We start from the raw sequence: 19,376 nt of genomic DNA on the forward strand, positions 1-19,376 counted from the left end.
GGGCAATCGTAGCCATAACACCGCAGCATTCACAACACCTTATAATTTTTGTCAAAAAAAGTGTTGCCATTCCACTTTTTTAAATATGCGTTCTCTGCTCTTAAACGAATAACTTCTTCTTCAAGAGACTCATCTTTAAGTTTTTTAGGAATGTTTAGCTTGGAATTCATACTAATTTTTCTGCCCCTTTTTTGGCTCTCAAGTGAAGAAGCACCGCCTTCTTCATATTGCTCTATCCATTTACTTAGAGTTCTATTTGAACCGATATTAAATTTTTTAGCAGTTTCTTGGATAGAAAGACCATTTGTTTCCATATATTCTATAACATCAAGTTTAAATTTTGTAGTGTAGCTTTTGCCACCTCCAACCAAGCCTTCCCAACCATGATAGTTATAAATCCTTACCCAATGTCTAACCAGTGTACGATTTATTTGATATTTATGTGCAAGATATTTGTAGCCGCCTTCGTTATTTAAATAGTCTGAAACTACTTTTTTCTTAAAAACAAATGTATATTTCCGCAAAAAAAGCACCCCTTTTAATTAGATTTCTAGTCTAACTTTTGGGGTGCACATCATTTTTGAGGGGAAGTACATATAGTTGTTGATATAGTTGCTAATATTGTTAGCTAATTTGTTAGTAAAACTGTATACGAATTTAGATAGTAAAAAAACAGTTTGTTCCTTATATAGAGGCACTTTTACTACTGATTAAATGTCAGATATGCTTACAAATATACTTATAAATATGCTTACAAAATTAGCTAATATTTCCGTTGACAAAGCTTTGTTACTATTGTTAAACTAAATTGACTAGCAAAAGTGAAACATAAATTTATTAAATAAATGTAAAAATTAGGAGAAATCAATGTCTTATAGAGTACAATTAATAATTTCAGAAGATGTAGAAAGTCAGCAATTTGGCACTAATGTTATTAATAAAGTAATTAATCCAGCTCTTTCTATTAATGCGCCTTTAATTCCTACTGCTTTATCATTTTCTGTAACAGCTGTGGTGTCTGAGATAGAGGATACAGAAAAGATAAAAATAGTAGAAATTGAAGTTTTAAACAAGAATGAAAAACAAATTTTTTCTACGGGTGAAGTATCGGTAAGCTTGCCTCCTCAAGTTAACGATATAAACTTTAATATAAACGCCAGAAATGTCTTGGTTGAAGAAGCAGGAGAGCATTATGCTGTTGTTAAATTTAATGGAACTGAGATTGGAAGGCAAATCTTTGATATCAAGGTCAACAAACCAGTGGAAAAAAATTAAGGAGACGATACGGATGCTTGATATAGTACCATCAAATACACATCGGAGTGGTAGCTTAATAAATTTTGCTGCGATTTTTGCTTGCGCATCGGTAATTCTAGCATCTCCAGTTGTTGTGGATGCAAGTTCTACTCCGAAAACTAAAAATGATAATCAACTTGTAATTACTACAAAAAATGAGATTAACACAATTTCAAGTAATGATGGCAAAATTTTTGATGTGATAAATACGGTTTTAAAAAGAAAAGCTGAAATCAATATAAAATATGATGAAGATTTAAACTTGTATTTCTTTGTTATCAAAACAACATCTGAATTGTTTTCCTCAGATTACGATGTTTTGGATACTCTCGATAATGTATTATCTGACTATAAATATATGGGGAAATCTGTAGTAGCAACTTTGGGGGAATAAAATGTTTGACTTTAATGAATATTTATCTATTTCCAAACAAATTGAATCAGATGATAAATATAATTCTAAAGAATCTTATAGAAGAACTGCTGTTTCAAGAGCATACTACAGTGCTTTTAAAAAATCTGATGAGTATTTGAAAGAAAATTATGATATTATTTATAATGGAAGTAGCGGAAAAGGAAGCCACCAAACCGTTTGGAATTTGTTTTCAACAGTTAAGGAATTGAATACCTTAGGAATACATAATAGTGGGTATAGAATGTTAGAGAAAAGAAAATGTGCTGACTATATTCCTAATGAAACCATTACGAAAACAGATATGGCGCTGATGAATCGAGAAGCAGAAAAAATAATAAACAAACTCACCTAATGAATTTCAAGCGAGTTTGTTTGTTATTTTTTTATTTAATCTTTGTATCTTTCTGGATCAACGAAAGTATACTTTATATAGTCATAACGCCGATGATCGCTACGTGCGTCCGGCACGTCAGTCACGATATCAAACAAAAAGTATACACCCTTCTTCATTCTAGTTTTCGCAGCAGGAATTTTGAAATAGTTCTTATTAGAATAGTAGAGATTGATTAATAAGCTATCTTCGATTGCTAAAAAGAAAACTTCTGAATTCCATACTTTATAAAAATCTTTGATAAATCTATTCGAAGGGTCAAATTTAAACCATAATTGTGTTTTTCCTTCCATCAGCATAAAAGTTCACCTCAAAAAGAGTATACGAACGAATGTTCTTTTTGTGAAGGCGGAATTTAATATACTGAATAATAGAAAACAAGTACTTGTGCCAAATTATGTGCCAAAAAAATTCGAATTCAACAAAATGTAAACAAATAGAAAACCTTCTATATTAAGATTTCCTGCAATAACAAACACAACAGAAGACGTGTAATAGTTAGTCAGGAACGTACAAATAACCCCTGTATCCTTTGCGGTACAGGGGGTTATTTTGTATAAGTAGACATTGTAGTTTCTAAACTGCTATGTCCTAAACGTTTCGATACGCTAAGTATATTTACTCCTTGATAAAGTAAAATAGATGCATGCGTATGTCTTAGTCCCTCAATAAACAGTCGAAGAGAAAATAGGCAAAAATTGATTACTAAAGAAAAACTTACTAGGTCGACGGTGTAGTTGATTTTCATACTTCAACAGATTCGAATTAAACGATTTCGATTGGCTTATACCAGTCCTATCCGACGAAAGATATATCGTTCTTAACTCTAGCGGTATAACTTGAAGCTTTACGTAAAGCCAATGGGAATGAACTGGAGATGACTTTTTATTATTTTTAGTAATAGCTGATGGGTTAATACTTACAACTTTCCTTTTCAAAGTACCATATAAAAAAACGGTGGGGTTGTTTAGCGAAATAAAGGATCTAAGCCAATAGCTTAGATCCTTTATTCTATGCTTTATATTATTTTTTGCATGTGTGCGAAAGTATACTCAAGCCCAATCGCCATTTCGGAAAATCGGTACTGTAGAGCCATCTTCACGGATTCCGTCGATATCCATCTTGTCAGATCCTACCATGAAATCTACGTGGGTTTGACTTCTATTCAATCCAGCTTCTGCTAATTCTTCATCGGACATTTCTGTACCGCCTTTCACACTGAAGGCATAAGCAGAACCTAGTGCTAAGTGATTCGATGCGTTTTCATCAAATAATGTATTGAAAAAGATGATGCCAGATTGAGAAATAGGTGAAGGGTCAGGTACAAGTGCGACTTCTCCTAAACGACGCGCACCTTCATCTGTATCAAGCAGTTTTGCTAAGACATCTTCTCCTTGTTCGGCAGAAAAATCAATGACTTTTCCATCTTTAAAAGTAAATTTCATACCCGAGATGATGGTGCCAGCATAACTCAGTGGCTTTGTACTTGAAATGTAACCATCTACTCGATGACTGTCAGGTGCTGTGAACACTTCTTCCGTCGGCATATTTGCCATGAATTTTTCTCCACGAGCATTATAGCTTCCAGCGCCTTCCCAAAGATGGTTTTTAGGCAATCCGATAATGATATCTGTACCGGGAGCAGTATAGTGCAGGGCAGAAAATTGTTCTCGATTCAATTCTTCTGCTTTTTTTGCTAATTTTTCATCATGCTTCTTCCATGCTAAGACAGGGTCTTCTTCATAGACACGAGTCGTTTTGAAAATCTGATCCCATAATGCCTCAACTTGTTTTTCTTCTGGCAGTTCTGGGAAGACTTTTGCTGCCCATTGTTTACCAGCCGCAGCCACGACAGTCCAACTGACTTTATTTGCTTGAGTTGCCTTGCGTAAATTCATTAGTGCTTTGCCAGCCGCTGATTGATAAGACGGCTACTCGATGGCTATCTACACCAGCAAATGCATCGGGATCGGCAGAAACAACACTGATCCTGCTTGCTCCTTTTTCAAGCCATTCATCCGCTTGATCGATTTTAGATTGTGGTACATTCTCAATACGATCCGTTGCAGCATGTAAAAGAAATTCTCTTTGGATCTGGTCGTCAGTCCATTGAACGATAACCTCAGCGGCTCCTAGTTTATAAGCTTCTTGTGTGATCAATCGAGCAAGGGGTGCCTGTTCCACGCTGATCTGTAAAACAACTGTGTGTCCTTTTTCTGTGGCTACGCCAGTTTCTGCAATTAAGCGTGCATATTTTTTTAGAAGTTCATTAAAATCAGATAACATAATAAAAATTCCTCCTCACCATTTTTTCTGGTAACTATTAGCATGATACCATTTAATTATGATTCAAACAATGAGGCCTTTAAATAAAAAAAAGAGGTTATTTTTTTAAGGTTAAGTTTCATGATATATGTTACTACTTGCTATTTCAGCTTGTGAAGAAAATCAAAAACTAATTTTGCATATCAAAAAAAACATGTTACAATGAAATTAATCAATGGTGGAAGCGTTATAAAAAAATTAAGGAGATTAAAAAAATATGGCAAGAAAAAAGACGATTACTAGAGAACAGATTTTGGCAGCTGCTTATGAAGTAGCTGCCACCGATGGATTTACACGATTTACTGCGAGAAACATCGCGAACAAAATGAATTGTTCCACGCAACCGATTTATCTTGAGTTTAAAAATATGGATGACTTGAGACAAGCTCTTTTTGAGCAGATCTATGATCATTTACAATATGAAGTGTTCACTGTTGAGCATACAGGGAATACGATTATCGATCTTGCTTTTAATTATCTTAATTGTCAAATTAAGTTAGACAGATCATCAATACTTACGTAACTCAAAAATACTTCCAAAGGTGTTCGATAATCCAGTGATTTTCTAGGAATATTATTTCGTTTAGATGCGACAGATTGAATAAAAAATTCATCTACTGAATTGAAATCCATAGATTTCAATAAACCATCTCTACGTAACAATCCGTTAGAATTCTCGTTTAGGCCTCTTTGAGACGGCGTTCCTGGATCAGCGAAATAAATGGCAATATCATTGACATTACTGATCTGTTTCCAATTTGAAAATTCCTTTCCACAATCAAAAGTGATGGATTTGAATAGGTTTTTCGGTACAGATTCAAACCATTGATTTAATTTTTTTTCAATATCAATCGCTTGTCTACCACACGGTTTCAATGTGATGATAACTTTTGATAATCGTTCAACTAAGGTAATTACAGCACTTTTATGTTTCAGACCTACGATAGTGTCACCTTCAAGGTGACCAAACTCATTTGAGAATTGGCTATAATCCTTTTCACGTTCATGAATAGAGCGGCGGAAAGTTTGTTTTCCACGTCTTTCTTGATGTCCATTCGGTTTACGCTTGCCTTTCATCGGTAAGTCAGAAGAATCAAATAGCCCCTTTTTGAACATACGATAAATGGTACGAGCAGAACAACTAATAGGAAACGCTGCACGACCAACAATCACATCGGGTGTCCATCCTTGAACAACCTTTCTTTGAATATATTCTGATTGTTCCTCGGGTAAAACAAGCGGACGTCTACCACAGTTTGATTTGTTTTTCTTATACTGTTGATAATATTCTAAGGCTGATTTTCCTTGCTTGAAGAACAGATATACTTTATGGATCGTTTGTCTTGAACGATTCAAGCAATGGGCAGTTTTAGCAACAGATTGATTCATTTTGAAATAAGACTCTATTATTACAAGTTCATCCGTTGTAAGATGGGTATAGGTCATTTGTACTCACTCCTTATAATTCTTTGGTCGGAACTATTTTGAGTGTAGCACAAATGACTTTTTTAGTTGTCTAGCTTAATTTTACAATCGGCGTTATATCCATTTTGCAAGAAGAGAGAAGAAGTTGTATCGTTCACTGTACTTAGAAGAATATGGTGGAGGAAAAGAGATGCAGAATTTCTCTTATACTTACTTTGTGAATACAGTGAAACGCGATCCAGCTTATGTGAATCTTTCAGAAGAGCAGATCGAATCTTTGTATAATGGGACATGGATCATAGCTACTGGGATCGCAGCTTTGATGTCTTCAAGCATCATCCATCCAACTGATGAACAGATTGAAAAGATGATACAAGACAGTATAGATGCTATCTTGAAATTCAAAGAACCAATAGAAATCGATTGAATATACTCAAAAGTTCCACAAATCAGTAGATAACAAGAGATGTGTCAAAATAAGGAAAAGTTCGTTTTTCTTACAGCGTATGCATTTTTAACTCCCGAAGAACTCTTCCATGAATGCAATGAATAAAAGAGCCGTACAGATTGAATAAATCTGGATGGCTCTTTTATTGCAAGTATATTAAATTTTTGCGACTAGTTCTTTAGCGAAAGCTTCTAAATTTTCGATATCTTCTTCTTCAGCATTCAGATCCACTTTAACATTTTCGGCTCCTTTTGATGCGCCTGTTTTTGCAAAAGCAGCATCGAAATCATCCACCGATTTGCAGAATTCATCGTAAAAAGTATCACCAGATCCGCAGACACCGTAAATTTTTCCCGATAGATCCAATTCTTGCAAGTCTTCATAAAAGTCTACGATCTCATCAGGCAGATCGCCATCATCGTATGTATAAGTAGCTACTACGCAAATATCTGCCTCCTCGAATTCATCTGCATCTACTTGGGTACATTCGTTGATTTCGACTTCGATATCCAGATTTTCAAATGCTTCTGCAACAATATCGGCGATTTCTTCAGTGTTTCCTGTCATGCTAGCATATACGATTTTTGCTAAAGCCATGATGTGCCTCCTCGTTTATAATTATTTAACAATTATGAATTATACCAAAACATCATTGAAAAGAAAATAAAACCTAGAGACACCTGGGGAATGTCATTTGGCTAAATGTATGCCGCTATGTTAAAATGAGAGGGATTTGTAAAAAGGAGACGAAAATATGATTACTTTAAAATCAGCACGTGAAATTGAAATGATGGCAGAATCTGGAGCTTTATTAGCAGATGTACATAAAAATCTGCGTGATTTTATAAAACCAGGAATCACAAGTTGGGATATTGAGGTATTTGTCAGAAACTATATCGAGAGTCATGGCGGAATTGCTGCGCAAATTGGCTTTGAAGGGTATGAATATGCGACTTGTATCAGTATAAATGATGAAATTTGTCATGGATTCCCTCGTAAAAAGCCTTTGAAAAACGGTGATTTGGTAAAAGTCGATATGTGTATCGATTTGAAAGGCGGCATTTCTGATTCTTGTTGGGCCTATGTAGTTGGAGAATCTACACCTGAGATCGACCGATTGATGGAAGTAACGAAGAAAGCTTTGTACATCGGTATTGAGCAAGCACAAGTAGGGAATCGGATTGGTGACATCGGTCATGCTATCCAAACTTATGTAGAAGGCGAAAATCTAGCGATCGTTCGTGATTTTATTGGTCATGGCGTTGGTCCTACGATTCATGAAGAACCAGCAGTTCCTCATTACGGAGAAGCTGGAAAAGGGTTGCGGTTGAAAGAAGGCATGGTTATCACGATCGAACCTATGGTTAATACCGGAACTTGGAAAATGAAAATGGATCCTAACGGCTGGACTGCGTATACAAGAGACGGCGGACTTTCTTGCCAATATGAACATACATTGGCTATTACTAAAGATGGTCCAAGAATTTTGACATCACAAGGAGAAGAAGGCACTTATTGATCTATCCAGTCAATAGGTACGGGAGAGGTACATGAAAGTTTGGAACAAAATAAAACAAAATGAAAATCTGATGCGCTTTATTGAGACGACTCAAAAGCGCATCACTGATTCAGAAATGAGTACGACCTCTGTCGTCGTTGCTTATTATTTACTCTTGTCTTTATTTCCATTGATTATTGCTTTTGGTAATATTTTACCGTTTCTCCACATCGATCAAGAGACTGTACTGACCTATTTACGAGAAGTGATTCCTGAGACCGTTTACCAGTTTATCGGTCCTGCAATCAAAGACCTTTTGACACAAAGTTCAGGAGGCTTGTTATCCGTTTCTGCATTAGCGGCTTTATGGTCTGCAAGTCAAAGTATCAATGCTTTGCAAATTGCGATGAATAAAGCGTATGGCGTAGAAAATAGAAAAAATTTTTTGATCGTCCGTTTCTTCTCACTAATTGTCATTGTCTTGTTCATGATTGCTATTAGTGGGGTAACTATCGTTCTTGGGTTGGGACAGCTGATTTTGGATGCTATTCAGCCAATCGTACAAATACCCGTGAACTTTATCGATCAGTTCCAAACTTTGAAGTGGCCAATCACATTGGTAGCTTTATTTGTCATCATGTTCTTGATTTATTTAATTGTCCCTAATGCTCAGTTGAAGTTGAAGACGATCATTCCGGGCACGATCTTCGCTACTGTCGGCTGGATGCTGTTATCACAAGTGTTTAGTATCTATGCTAGGTATTTTGCAACGAGGATCAGCGGTTATCAGATCATAGGAAGTTTTATTGTACTCATGCTTTGGCTTAATTTTGCTGCTACGATCATCATTTTGGGCGGAATCATCAATGCAGTTGTTCAAGAATACGTGACGGGTCATCAAATCAAAAAACGTCGAGATCCAAGCCGAAAATGGTTCAATAAATTGAAAACTAAATTTTCTCATAAAAAAAAGTAGAAACAAGAGTTCTTATTGTAAATTTATATCAGTAATTTATAATAATTATGACTCTTAATTAAAGTAGGTGCCCATATGCTTGTTTCTTTTAGTATGGTTATAAGATTTTTTCTGACAATTTTATTATCACTGATATTAACACCTGTATTCAAAATCATTTCAGTACAAACAGGTATGGTCGACAAACCAAATGAAAGAAGAATAAATAAAGTTCCAATGCCTTCAGCGGGCGGACTGCCTATCTTTATTTCATTTGTTATATCGACTTTATTCTTATTCCGTAAAATTATCCCTCAATCGTATATTGTACCGATCTTGATTGCTTCTTTAGTAATCATAGTCACAGGAGTGCTCGATGATAAATATGAGCTGACACCTAAACAAAAAAGTATAGGGATCTTGATTGCTTCTCTTATTATTTATTTTGTAGCAGATATACGTATTGATTCCTTCACGCTTCCTTTTATTGGATATATCCAACTAGGCTGGCTTAGTTTTCCCGTAACGATTTTTTGGATCTTCGGTATCACGAATGCGGTCAATCTGATTGACGGTTTGGATGGGCTGGCGGCAGGGATTTCATTGATCGGTTTAATTACGATAGGAATCATTGGATATTTTTTCCTCCATGCTTCTACAGTGTATATTCCAGTTGTTATTTTCTGTCTTGTAGCAAGTATTATCGGTTTTTTTCCTTACAATTTTTATCCGGCAAAGATTTATTTAGGCGATACAGGAGCTCTATTCCTAGGGTTTATGATGGCCGTCCTTTCACTACAAGGGCTGAAGAACGTGACTTTTGTTTCATCGATTTCTTTGCTGATCGTCATGGGAGTGCCGGTAACAGACACGTTTTTTGCTATCATTAGGAGAAAAGCAAACCGTGTTTCTTTTTCTACAGCAGATAAAAAACATCTTCATCACCGACTAATCAGTTTAGGCTTTACTCATAAAGGTGCTGTCCTGACGATTTATGCGATGGCTTTGATGTTTTCTTTCACAGCTATGGTCATGAATTATACTGGAAGAATCGGAACGATCATATTGATTATTGCCATGTTGTTTGCTGCAATTTTATTATTTGAATTGATTGGTCTGATCAATGAGAAACATCAGTTTATTTTAAAAACATTGCGATTTTTAGGGAATAAAGAGTACCGTACGCAAGTAAAACAGAAATATTTGAAGAAATGGAACCGTCATATAGATGAATAACAAATTAAACCAGCCGATCCTTATTAGTATTGTGACGGCAAACAGTGATAAAATTTTTCGGACACTAGATAATTTTATTTCAACTGTAAAAGATGAAACAGCAGTAAAAATCCGAATTTTTGACAACAATTCACTTCCCGAGTACAAAAAAAGACTAACAGAGTATAGGAAATATCCCTACATCGATATCTATTTTCATGATGAAAATTCCGGATTTGGTTATGGACATAATCACAATCTGATAGCTAGCGATTCTCGCTATGGCATTATTTGTAACCCAGATATTTTAGTGGATGAAGAGACAGTTACAGCATTGGTCTTGTTATTGAAAGAACATCCGGAATGTGCGATGTTAGCACCTAAGATTCTTAATGAAGATGGAACAACTCAGCACCTCATCCGTGAGCAGCTGGCTGTTTTTGATTACGTTTTGCGCTTTGTGCCTTTCAAATGGGTCAAAAAAAAGTTTGACAAACGACTGGCTGTGTTTGAATGCCGAGGATTGCCTACTGATGCTAATAGTTATGTACGGATGATCTCAGGTAGTTTTATGGTAGCTGATATTGATAAATTTAAAGAGATAAAGGGGTTTGATGAGCGTTTCTTCATGTACTTTGAAGACAACGACTTGTGTTTGAGTTTTGAAAAAGCAGGTTACAAGTTATTGTACACACCCTTTTATGCAGTTATCCATTTTTACGGGAAGGGTGCGCATCGAAATGCAAAACTGTTTCGCGTGTTTTTGACTTCTATGATGAAATTTTTCAATAAGTGGGGGTGGCGTTTTTTCTGATGAAACCAGAAATATTAGTAGTCGTTGTGCTTTATCAGCAACTATTCAGTCAATCTCCAGCTTATGGACCATTAAGCAAAGCACTTAGCGAAAAGCAAATTCAGCTTATTATTTACGATAATAGTCCTCAAAGGCAGCAAAATGAGCTGTTTGAAAAAGAAAATATCGTTTATCATCATGATCCGCAAAATCCTGGTTTAGCGGTGGCTTATAATTTTGCGTTGTCTCAAGCAGATGAAGGAACACGTTGTCTCGTCACTCTGGATCAGGATACGAGGCTAGTCGACGATTATTTTGAACTATTGCGTAAAGTAACCTTTACAGATGAATGTGTTGCTGCAGTTCCGATGATTTTTTCTGGGAGCCGACAAGTTTCTCCCCTATATTCAGATCGTTATATCAATCGTACAGCTCAAGCAGTAGAAGTTGAAGGCCCAACAGCTGAACGAATCATGGCAATCAATTCAGGTGTTGCCTGGTCTGTCAAATTTCTAAAAAAGATTGGCGGGTTTAATCCTGCTTTTTCTTTAGATTTTTTGGATCATTGGCTGTTTTGGAAAGTGGATCAGTTGGAAAAAACTGTGGAGATCCTTCCTGTACGAATGGAACATGATCTTTCGGTTTTAGACTATGAAAAAGTTTCAAGTAATCGATACCGTTCTATTTTACAAGCAGAAAATCGATTTTATCATGAATATGATCAAAGGCATTTATCCAGTCACCGACGACAATTATTGTTAAGAACAGCTAAACAGTTCTTGACCGTCAAAAACCGGCATATCTGGCGGATGACTTTGCGCTCATATGTTAAGAATTGGAAGGTGTGAATTCGTGCGTTCGGTTTGTATAGCTACCTTTAATGGAGGCAGATATTTAAGAGAGCAGTTAGATAGTATTTTATCTCAGCTTTCAGCAGAAGATGAAGTAGTCATTTCTGATGATGGGTCAGTAGATGATACATGGGATATATTAACTGAATACGCAGAAAAAGATAAGCGAATCCAGCTTTTTTCGGGGCCTCGTCAAGGATTGATCGCTAATTTTGGTTATGCGATCCAGCAGACGAAAGGAGATCTAATCTTTTTGGCAGACCAAGATGATGTTTGGTTGGAGACAAAAGTGAAAAAGATCACTGACTATTTTGAGCAGAATCCGGATCAGCTAGTAGTAGTTTCTGATTTAATCATTGTGGACAGCGAGCTGCAAGAGATCCATGATTCGTATTTTTCGTTTCGAAATTCCAAAGAAGGATGGCTTAATAATGTGATAAGAAGTCACTATATTGGTGCTGGTATGGCTTTCCGGTCTTCTTTAAAACCCGATATTTTGCCGATCCCGTCAGAAGTGCCGATGCATGATATGTGGATTGGTTTGCTGGGAGGAAAGAAGACTGGGTTCCTAAGAGAACCGTTAACTCTGTACCGAAGACATGATTTAAACGCGAGTGAGATTGAAACACATTCTAAATTACGGCAAAAAATTTCTTGGCGTGTTCATCTGATTACGGCGTTGATCAAACGAAAATGGTTTAAACGTTGATAAAAGATGTTTAAATCCTTAATATTTCCATGACAAATATAACAATTGATGAGATAATAACAAAGTGAAATTTGAAATCAAAAAGGAGAGCAGATATCCATGAAGGGAATCATTCTTGCTGGGGGCAGCGGAACACGTCTGTACCCTTTAACAAAGGCAACATCGAAACAATTGATGCCGATTTATGACAAACCAATGATTTATTATCCAATGTCTACTCTGATGTTGGCGGGAATCAAAGAAATTCTGATTATTTCAACGCCACAAGATACACCACGTTTCAAGGAATTATTTGGAAACGGAAATGATTTAGGACTGCAGATCGAATATGCAGTACAAGAAAGTCCAGATGGATTGGCACAAGCGTTTATCATTGGAGAAGAATTTATTGGAGATGATAGTGTCTGCTTGGTATTAGGGGACAATATTTACTATGGTGGCGGTCTGTCTAAAATGTTGCAACGAGCAGCTTCAAAAGATACAGGCGCGACAGTATTTGGCTATCATGTCAATGATCCAGAACGCTTTGGTGTAGTAGAATTTGATGAGAATATGCAAGCTTTGTCGATTGAAGAAAAGCCTGCTCAGCCAAAATCAAATTACGCTGTAACTGGCCTTTATTTTTATGACAATGAGGTAATTTCTATCGCTAAAGGTATCAAACCTTCAGAACGTGGAGAACTAGAGATTACGGATGTCAATAAAGCATATTTGGATAAAGGAAAACTATCCGTAGAACTTATGGGACGCGGATTTGCTTGGCTTGATACAGGAACACATGAATCATTGCTTGAAGCATCTACCTTTATCGAAACAATTGAAAAACGTCAGAACTTAAAAGTGGCTTGTTTGGAAGAAATTGCTTACCGTATGGGCTACATCGATAAGGAACAATTGCTGGCCCTTGCACAGCCATTGAAAAAAAATCAATACGGTCAATATTTATTGAATTTGGCCGCTGAATAAGGAGTCCTTACAGATGAAAGTAACAGATACAAAATTAACAGATGTCAAAATCGTAGAAATGGACGTCTTTGGCGATCATCGCGGTTTCTTCACAGAAAGTTATTCAAAAGCAAAATTTGCAGAACATGGATTGAAATATGACTTTGTTCAAGACAACCATTCACTATCAGCTGAAGCTGGTGTCCTTCGGGGGCTTCATTTCCAAAAAGGAGAAGCTGCACAGACAAAATTGATTCGGGTAGTCACTGGAGCAGTTTTAGATGTAGTAGTGGATATCCGCAAAGGTAGCCCGACTTATGGTCAATGGGACGGATTTATCTTATCTGAACATAATCATCGACAGTTGCTTGTACCTAAAGGATATGCCCATGGATTCGTTACTTTGACACCAAATGTGAACTTCCTTTATAAGTGTGATAATTACTATAATGCAGAAGCAGATGGGGGCATCGCATTTGATGATCCAGATTTAGCGATTGATTGGCCAATTGATCCATCAAGAGCGATTATGTCGGAAAAAGATCACCGTCATCCGACATTAAAAGAATTTGAAGCAGAAAATCCATTTGTTTACGGAGAAATCTAAGAATTAAGGAGAAATTTTCTTATGAAAAACATCATTGTTACCGGAGGTGCCGGATTCATCGGCTCTAATTTCGTTCATTACGTGGTAAACAATCATCCAGAAGTGCATGTCACTGTTTTGGATAAACTGACTTATGCAGGAAACAAAGAGAACTTGGCTGGACTTCCTAGCGATCGCGTAGAATTGGTCGTAGGAGATGTTGCAGATGCAGAATTAGTGGACCGTCTAGTAAAAGAAGCGGACGCAGTTGTTCATTACGCGGCAGAATCCCATAACGATAATTCATTAAAAGATCCTTTCCCATTTGTACAAACGAATATCATTGGTACGTATACACTTTTAGAAGCTTGCCGCAAGTATGATGTACGCTATCATCACGTATCTACTGACGAGGTTTACGGCGATCTTCCATTACGTGAAGACCTGCCAGGACATGGGGAAGGCGAAGGAGAAAAATTCACTGCGGAAACACCATATAATCCTTCAAGTCCATATTCTTCTACAAAAGCTGGTTCAGATCTGTTAGTAAAAGCATGGGTGCGTTCTTTTGGCTTACGTGCAACCATTTCAAACTGTTCAAACAACTATGGTCCTTATCAGCATATTGAAAAATTTATTCCTCGCCAAGTAACGAATATCTTAAGCGGTATTCGTCCAAAATTATATGGCGAAGGAAAGAATGTTCGTGACTGGATCCATACGAATGATCATTCTTCAGCAGTGTGGCTGATTTTGACGAAAGGCAGAATTGGCGAAACCTATCTGATCGGTGCAGACGGTGAAGAAGATAATAAGACCGTGATGGAATTGATCTTAGAAATGATGGGTCAACCAAAAGATGCGTACGACCATGTAAACGACCGTGCAGGACACGACTTGCGTTATGCAATCGATTCGACAAAATTACGGGAAGAGTTAGGATGGAAGCCTGAGTTTACGAACTTCCGTGATGGGTTGGCTGACACGATCAAATGGTACGAAGAACATGAAGACTGGTGGAAAAAAGAAAAAGAGGCCGTTGAAGCAGCATATGCCAAAAATGGACAATAATACAGAGAAAATGTCACTGTATTAATGGAAAAACACATGTGAGGCAGGCGCTCGCCTGTCTCTTTTTTAAAATAAAAATCAAGGAGCGGATAATCATATGTTTTTATTAACTGGAGGAAATGGGCAACTAGGTACAGAATTGCGCCATTTATTAGATGAAAAAAATCTGCAATATGTTTCAACAGATGCAAAAGACTTGGATATCACAGATGCCGAGAAAACAATGGCTTACATCACAGAATTAAAACCTGATGTTATTTTCCATTGTGCAGCTTACACAGCAGTAGATAAAGCAGAAGAAGAAGCAAAAGAATTAGATGAGAAGATCAATGTTGATGGTACAAGAAATGTAGCACTTGCAGCAAAAGCTGTGAATGCTCAATTCGTCTATATCAGTACAGACTATGTTTTCGATGGAAAAAACAAAAATGTAGAATACGAAGTAGACGACCAAACGAATCCACTAAATGAATATGGTCGTACGAAATTATTAGGCGAAAAAGCAGTAGAAGAGATTTTAGAAGACTATTATATCATACGAACTTCTTGGGTTTTCGGGATCTATGGACACAATTTCGTCTTCACGATGCAACGCCTAGCGGAAACCCGCGACAAACTGACTGTAGTAAATGACCAGTTTGGGCGACCAACTTGGACACGTACTTTGGCAGAATTTATGGTATATGTCATCGAAGAAAAAGCACCATTTGGTATTTATCATTTGTCGAACGAAAATAGCTGTTCTTGGTATGAATTCGCAAAAGAAATATTGAAAGATACAGATGTAGAAGTTGCACCTGTTACGTCAGAAGAATTTCCGCAAAAAGCAACACGTCCGCAGTATTCAGTCATGAGCCTGAAAAAGACAGAAGAGTTAGGATTTGTCATACCAACTTGGCAAGAAGCACTTGCGCAAATGCTGGAAGCTGCCAAAAAAATGAATAAGTAATTTCCTTTTATCAAATAGAATTTGGAGCATGATATGGAAAAACAAACAAGAAGTGCACGACGAAAAGAAAAGCCAAAAGCGAACCAGGCAGATTCGAATTTGGTGCTTGACCTGTTTCTAAAACTCCGCTATCTTATTGGCGTTTTAGTCATCGTGGTCATCGTTACTTTTAATTTAAACGGAAGTTCACTTGGTGTTTGGGATAAATATGTGTCGCAAAGAGACGATGGGAAAAAAACTGATGTGATTTTTGGACAGAATCGGGAAGTGCGGTCAGACGAATGGCTGGTGCAGACACCTTTTTACCTCTCACAAGCTGAAGAGGACTTTCCGTTGGTGAACGAGGATTATTCATTAAACGGACAAAACATGATCATTGCGTATAATTCTCCTGCAAAGGATATTACGGTTATCGGAAAACCATTCAACTGGGGATTCTTTTTCCTCGGAAGAGATCGAGGACTTTCCTTTTATTGGGCGATGAAATTAGTCGTCATGGTCTTGCTTGGATTCGAAGTACTGATGATATTAACGAAGAGAAAAAAAGCTCTATCGCTAATCGGTGCATTTGCGCTGACATTTTCTCCAGCAGTCCAGTGGTGGTTCATGCAACATGTGGGCGATTTGATTTTCTTTACTTTGGGACTGATGACTGCTTTTTATCATTATTTCTACAATCATGATAAAAAATGGCTACGAACGTTGATGATGCTTTTGGTGGTTATTTTCGGTATTGGGTTTATTTTAGTGATTTACCCAGCCCATCAAGTGATGCTGGCGTACTTGCTGATTTTTTATTTTGTTGGCCTGCTTATTTACTATAGCAAGAAAGTTTCATGGGATCTGTTGGATGTAGTGTTGATTGGAGGGGCAGTTTTATTTATTGGCGGAGTCATGGTTCATTTCTGGCTAACGTCAAAAGACGCATTGTTAGCTTCTTTGAATACCTTATATCCAGGAAAACGGGTAAGTACTGGAGGAAAGTGGACGATTGGCGAATTTTTTTCTTTCCTTACAAATTGGAAAATTCCTTTTGAAGATATCAACTATTCGAATAACTCTGAAGTGGCCCTGTTCTATCACTTTTTTCCAACTGTATTCCTAGCAAGTCCATTTGTGTTATTTGGCAAAAAAGATAGCGAACAAAAGTTACTGGGACGTATTTTGATGATTTTTTGTCTGTTTTCTATCTTTTGGATTACCGTTGGGTTGCCAAAATGGCTAGCAGAAATCACTCTGCTGTCTTATGTTCCTCCATTAAGAGCCATCCTTACTTTTAGTTTTGCGGCTTGTTTATTATCGATCTGGTTTATCGCTTATATTTGGAGAGAAGATGTTATTCCTATTTGGTATAAATTCATTTTGTTGGCAGTAAATGCATGGTCTTATTTCTATGCGATTACGCATTCGAAAATAGATAATTATTTTTCGGATTTTGAAACCATCGCAGTTGCTGTGTTGGGAACAGTGATTTTAGCATTTGCATTATTTGGCTGGAGACGCTTGTTTTACCTCGCTTTTGCCGCCTTAGTTATCGTATCTGGCTTTTTCGTCAATCCAGTCGTAGAAGGTACAGGAGCGATTTTTGAAAAAACACTGGCAAAAGAAATCCAAAAAATCGATCAACAAGATCCTGGTAAAGTTTGGTTGTCTGAAGATGAATTATATAACTTCACCCCAACATTGGGAGTGAAATCCTTCAATACAGTACGCTTTTATCCAGATATAGCTGCATGGAAGGAAATCGATCCGAAAGAAGAATACGAGAAGTATTATAATCGGTATGCTCATACAAGAGCTTTTATCGCTAAGGAAGATACAAAGTTCATTTTAGATCGTCCAGATATGTTTTCGGTCACGTTGAATTTTGAAGACGCAGAAAAATTAGGGATCGACTATGTGATCAGTAAACGACCATTAACTGATTACAACCAATTATATGAAGCGCAGTTCACGCAGCTATATGGACCGGATAAAGACGGTTATATGATTTTTAAAGTAGAATATCCGGATTATCCAGATGTACCACAAACACAAACTCAGGAAAATCAGCTAGTCGTACAGTAATAGGCTAGCTGAGAATAATCCTGAAATATTAGTAGAAAGGAGAGTGGAGATAATTCAAGCAATCGTACAAAAATTTGTCAACAAAATGAGTGTCGGTTTCTTGCTTTTGTTGCTGACGCTAGTCTTTTTTGTTTGTACAGCAGGGTTAGGTTTTCCAGCAACTTTGTTTATATATAACAATAGTTCATTACTTATCGCTTTTAGTGTGGCTATTTTGCTCATTTTAAATGTTTATAAAGCAAAAGGCGTCGATTTTCTTTATCTAGGTGTTGCGCTTGCCCTTTTCATTTTCTTTTCTTACTTTCGGGAATTAAGAAATGAGTCTTTATTTGGAGATTTACTGTTTCCTTTGATTATTTTATTTTGTTTAGTAATTAAATGGATCGAGTGGACAAAATGGGATCGCGGTATTTATCTGATTGTCTTTACGGTCTTCCTCGGAATCACGTTATATCGTGTATTTACAGAGATCCAAGTACCAGAAGGACAAAGCATCTGGGCTCCAGGCAATTCGCTTTCTGATATTTGGATCAATACGAATACAATCGGAAGTTCTTTGATGACTCTTGCTTTATTGATCAGTGGATTTGCCAGTTCTTTTGAACGATGGTATGTACGAATCATCGGTGCAGTAGCAGTTGTTGCAGCTTTTCTCGGGATTTGGGTCTGCCAATCTAGAGGTGCATTAGTCGCGTTGATTGTTTTTGCGATATTGGATCTTTTACCTAAATCGTTGATGCGTGTCATTCGTGCGCCATTTATTGCTTACACGGTTACGATTCTTTTAGCTTTGCCGATTTCTTATCTGGCGGCTGTCTCTGAAAAAGTCAATTTGTTTACCGGTCGAGAAGATATTTGGCATAAATTCTATCAGACGCTAGGAGAAAAATCTGAACAAGTTTTACTAGGAATGAAAACATTTATCTTCCAACGAGGAAACCAATTTTTAGGAAACCACAATAGTTATAATTCTATTTTGAATATCTATGGATTGATAGGATTTGGGATTGCTACTTTGCTGCTTATCCTTTTTATTGGTCGCTTAACGTTGAAAGCAGATTTATCCAACGGGCAGATGACTTTTATCTGGGCCTTTTTTGCGGTGATGATGCAGTCATTTATGGAGGATACATTGACTTCATACCCATGGGTTCCGATTATTTATATCCTGTTGGCTATGGCCGTTCATCGATATGATGAACCAGAAGTTGCGGAGGAATTCTATGTTATGGAAGAGGCATATGACGATATGACTTATGATGATACATCTTATGAGGAACAACCAGATAGCGCTCATTCTTCCAGGATCCAACGCTATCATTGATAGGCACAAAATACGAGAGAGGCTGTGACAACCGTCGCAGCCTTTTTTGGCTCTTCGTCAAATCGTGTTGGTGAAGACAAATTTGAATAAAACTTAGTCCGATATGCGGCGCG

At 37.0% G+C, this 19,376-nt stretch carries 18 protein-coding genes and 5 pseudogenes; 17 read left to right on the forward strand and 6 right to left on the reverse strand.

Annotated elements, in window-relative coordinates; genetic code table 11:
• Positions 1–74: 74 nt before the first annotated feature.
• Positions 75–524 (reverse strand): annotated as a pseudogene (locus tag ACIFUW_RS04170) (IS3 family transposase); the annotation flags it as partial.
• Between the two features lie 343 nt (positions 525–867).
• Here ACIFUW_RS04170 and ACIFUW_RS04175 point away from each other — a divergent pair.
• From ACIFUW_RS04175 to ACIFUW_RS04185, 3 genes are read left to right on the forward strand one after another with little or no spacing between them, the layout of a single operon-like run.
• Positions 868–1,275 (forward strand): DUF6941 family protein, encoded by a 408-nt coding sequence (locus ACIFUW_RS04175; RefSeq protein WP_002286474.1) that lies wholly within the window; start codon positions 868–870, stop codon positions 1,273–1,275.
• A 13-nt stretch (positions 1,276–1,288) separates the two neighbouring features.
• On the forward strand, positions 1,289–1,690 hold the full coding sequence (locus ACIFUW_RS04180) for a hypothetical protein (RefSeq protein WP_002296902.1): 402 nt from the start codon (positions 1,289–1,291) through the stop codon (positions 1,688–1,690).
• A 1-nt stretch (position 1,691) separates the two neighbouring features.
• Entirely contained in the window at positions 1,692–2,063 is a 372-nt protein-coding gene (locus tag ACIFUW_RS04185) for a hypothetical protein (RefSeq protein WP_002286473.1), read from the forward strand.
• Between the two features lie 35 nt (positions 2,064–2,098).
• Here ACIFUW_RS04185 and ACIFUW_RS04190 read toward each other — a convergent pair whose 3' ends face one another.
• The 3 genes and pseudogenes from ACIFUW_RS04190 to ACIFUW_RS04200 all read right to left on the reverse strand — a co-directional run bounded on the left by ACIFUW_RS04190 (position 2,099) and on the right by ACIFUW_RS04200 (position 4,388).
• Entirely contained in the window at positions 2,099–2,401 is a 303-nt protein-coding gene (locus tag ACIFUW_RS04190) for a DUF5960 family protein (protein ID WP_002286680.1), read from the reverse strand.
• Between the two features lie 257 nt (positions 2,402–2,658).
• Positions 2,659–2,772, reverse strand: a pseudogene (locus ACIFUW_RS04195) (tyrosine-type recombinase/integrase); the annotation flags it as partial.
• A gap of 382 nt (positions 2,773–3,154) precedes the next feature.
• A pseudogene (locus ACIFUW_RS04200) lies at positions 3,155–4,388 on the reverse strand (aminopeptidase).
• A 256-nt stretch (positions 4,389–4,644) separates the two neighbouring features.
• Here ACIFUW_RS04200 and ACIFUW_RS04205 point away from each other — a divergent pair.
• Positions 4,645–4,911, forward strand: a pseudogene (locus ACIFUW_RS04205) (TetR/AcrR family transcriptional regulator); the annotation flags it as partial.
• 2 nt (positions 4,912–4,913) lie between these two features.
• On the opposite strand, the gene ACIFUW_RS04210 reads toward ACIFUW_RS04205, so the two are convergent.
• Entirely contained in the window at positions 4,914–5,873 is a 960-nt protein-coding gene (locus tag ACIFUW_RS04210) for an IS30 family transposase (RefSeq protein WP_002301399.1), read from the reverse strand.
• Positions 5,874–5,967: 94 nt separating this feature from the next.
• Between ACIFUW_RS04210 and ACIFUW_RS04215 the strand changes: the two are divergent.
• Positions 5,968–6,279: pseudogene (locus ACIFUW_RS04215) on the forward strand (TetR/AcrR family transcriptional regulator); the annotation flags it as partial.
• A 177-nt stretch (positions 6,280–6,456) separates the two neighbouring features.
• Here the strand turns inward: ACIFUW_RS04215 and ACIFUW_RS04220 are convergent.
• The gene (locus ACIFUW_RS04220) at positions 6,457–6,897 is read right to left on the reverse strand and encodes a flavodoxin (protein WP_002297963.1); all 441 of its coding nucleotides are present in this window, start codon (positions 6,895–6,897) and stop codon (positions 6,457–6,459) included.
• A gap of 157 nt (positions 6,898–7,054) precedes the next feature.
• Here ACIFUW_RS04220 and map point away from each other — a divergent pair, with 157 nt between their 5' ends.
• The 12 genes from map (at position 7,055) to ACIFUW_RS04280 (ending at position 19,263) form a co-directional block, all read left to right on the forward strand.
• Positions 7,055–7,819: a type I methionyl aminopeptidase gene (map, locus tag ACIFUW_RS04225; protein WP_002294533.1), complete on the forward strand. Its 765-nt coding sequence runs from the start codon at positions 7,055–7,057 to the stop codon at positions 7,817–7,819.
• Positions 7,820–7,850: 31 nt separating this feature from the next.
• Positions 7,851–8,774, forward strand: coding sequence for a YihY/virulence factor BrkB family protein (locus tag ACIFUW_RS04230; RefSeq protein ID WP_002286461.1), 924 nt, complete (start codon positions 7,851–7,853; stop codon positions 8,772–8,774).
• A gap of 75 nt (positions 8,775–8,849) precedes the next feature.
• Positions 8,850–9,989, forward strand: coding sequence for an MraY family glycosyltransferase (locus ACIFUW_RS04235; RefSeq protein ID WP_002286457.1), 1,140 nt, complete (start codon positions 8,850–8,852; stop codon positions 9,987–9,989).
• Positions 9,982–10,782 carry a glycosyltransferase gene (locus ACIFUW_RS04240; RefSeq protein WP_002286455.1) on the forward strand — a complete coding sequence of 267 codons (801 nt, stop codon included), beginning with the start codon at positions 9,982–9,984 and terminating at the stop codon, positions 10,780–10,782. Before ACIFUW_RS04235 ends, ACIFUW_RS04240 begins: the two co-directional genes overlap by 8 nt.
• The gene (locus tag ACIFUW_RS04245) at positions 10,782–11,609 is read left to right on the forward strand and encodes a glycosyltransferase (RefSeq protein WP_002286453.1); all 828 of its coding nucleotides are present in this window, start codon (positions 10,782–10,784) and stop codon (positions 11,607–11,609) included. The genes ACIFUW_RS04240 and ACIFUW_RS04245 overlap by 1 nt, the downstream gene beginning before the upstream one ends.
• Before the next feature lie 4 nt (positions 11,610–11,613).
• A complete protein-coding gene (locus tag ACIFUW_RS04250; RefSeq protein WP_002286451.1) occupies positions 11,614–12,321 on the forward strand; it encodes a glycosyltransferase family 2 protein in 708 nt (235 codons plus the stop codon).
• Between the two features lie 99 nt (positions 12,322–12,420).
• Positions 12,421–13,287: a glucose-1-phosphate thymidylyltransferase RfbA gene (gene rfbA, locus ACIFUW_RS04255; RefSeq protein WP_002286449.1), complete on the forward strand. Its 867-nt coding sequence runs from the start codon at positions 12,421–12,423 to the stop codon at positions 13,285–13,287.
• Between the two features lie 13 nt (positions 13,288–13,300).
• The gene (gene rfbC, locus ACIFUW_RS04260; protein ID WP_002286442.1) at positions 13,301–13,873 is read left to right on the forward strand and encodes a dTDP-4-dehydrorhamnose 3,5-epimerase; all 573 of its coding nucleotides are present in this window, start codon (positions 13,301–13,303) and stop codon (positions 13,871–13,873) included.
• Positions 13,874–13,894: 21 nt separating this feature from the next.
• Positions 13,895–14,923, forward strand: coding sequence for a dTDP-glucose 4,6-dehydratase (gene rfbB / locus ACIFUW_RS04265; RefSeq protein ID WP_002294532.1), 1,029 nt, complete (start codon positions 13,895–13,897; stop codon positions 14,921–14,923).
• A gap of 97 nt (positions 14,924–15,020) precedes the next feature.
• A complete protein-coding gene (rfbD, locus tag ACIFUW_RS04270; RefSeq protein ID WP_002286428.1) occupies positions 15,021–15,872 on the forward strand; it encodes a dTDP-4-dehydrorhamnose reductase in 852 nt (283 codons plus the stop codon).
• A 33-nt stretch (positions 15,873–15,905) separates the two neighbouring features.
• A complete protein-coding gene (locus ACIFUW_RS04275) occupies positions 15,906–17,939 on the forward strand; it encodes a DUF7657 domain-containing protein (RefSeq protein ID WP_002348826.1) in 2,034 nt (677 codons plus the stop codon).
• A gap of 43 nt (positions 17,940–17,982) precedes the next feature.
• Positions 17,983–19,263, forward strand: coding sequence for an EpaQ family protein (locus ACIFUW_RS04280; RefSeq protein WP_085811577.1), 1,281 nt, complete (start codon positions 17,983–17,985; stop codon positions 19,261–19,263).
• The last annotated feature ends 113 nt before the right edge of the window (positions 19,264–19,376 follow it).

It is taken from the genome of Enterococcus sp. PLH-Efm8 (assembly GCF_053011625.1).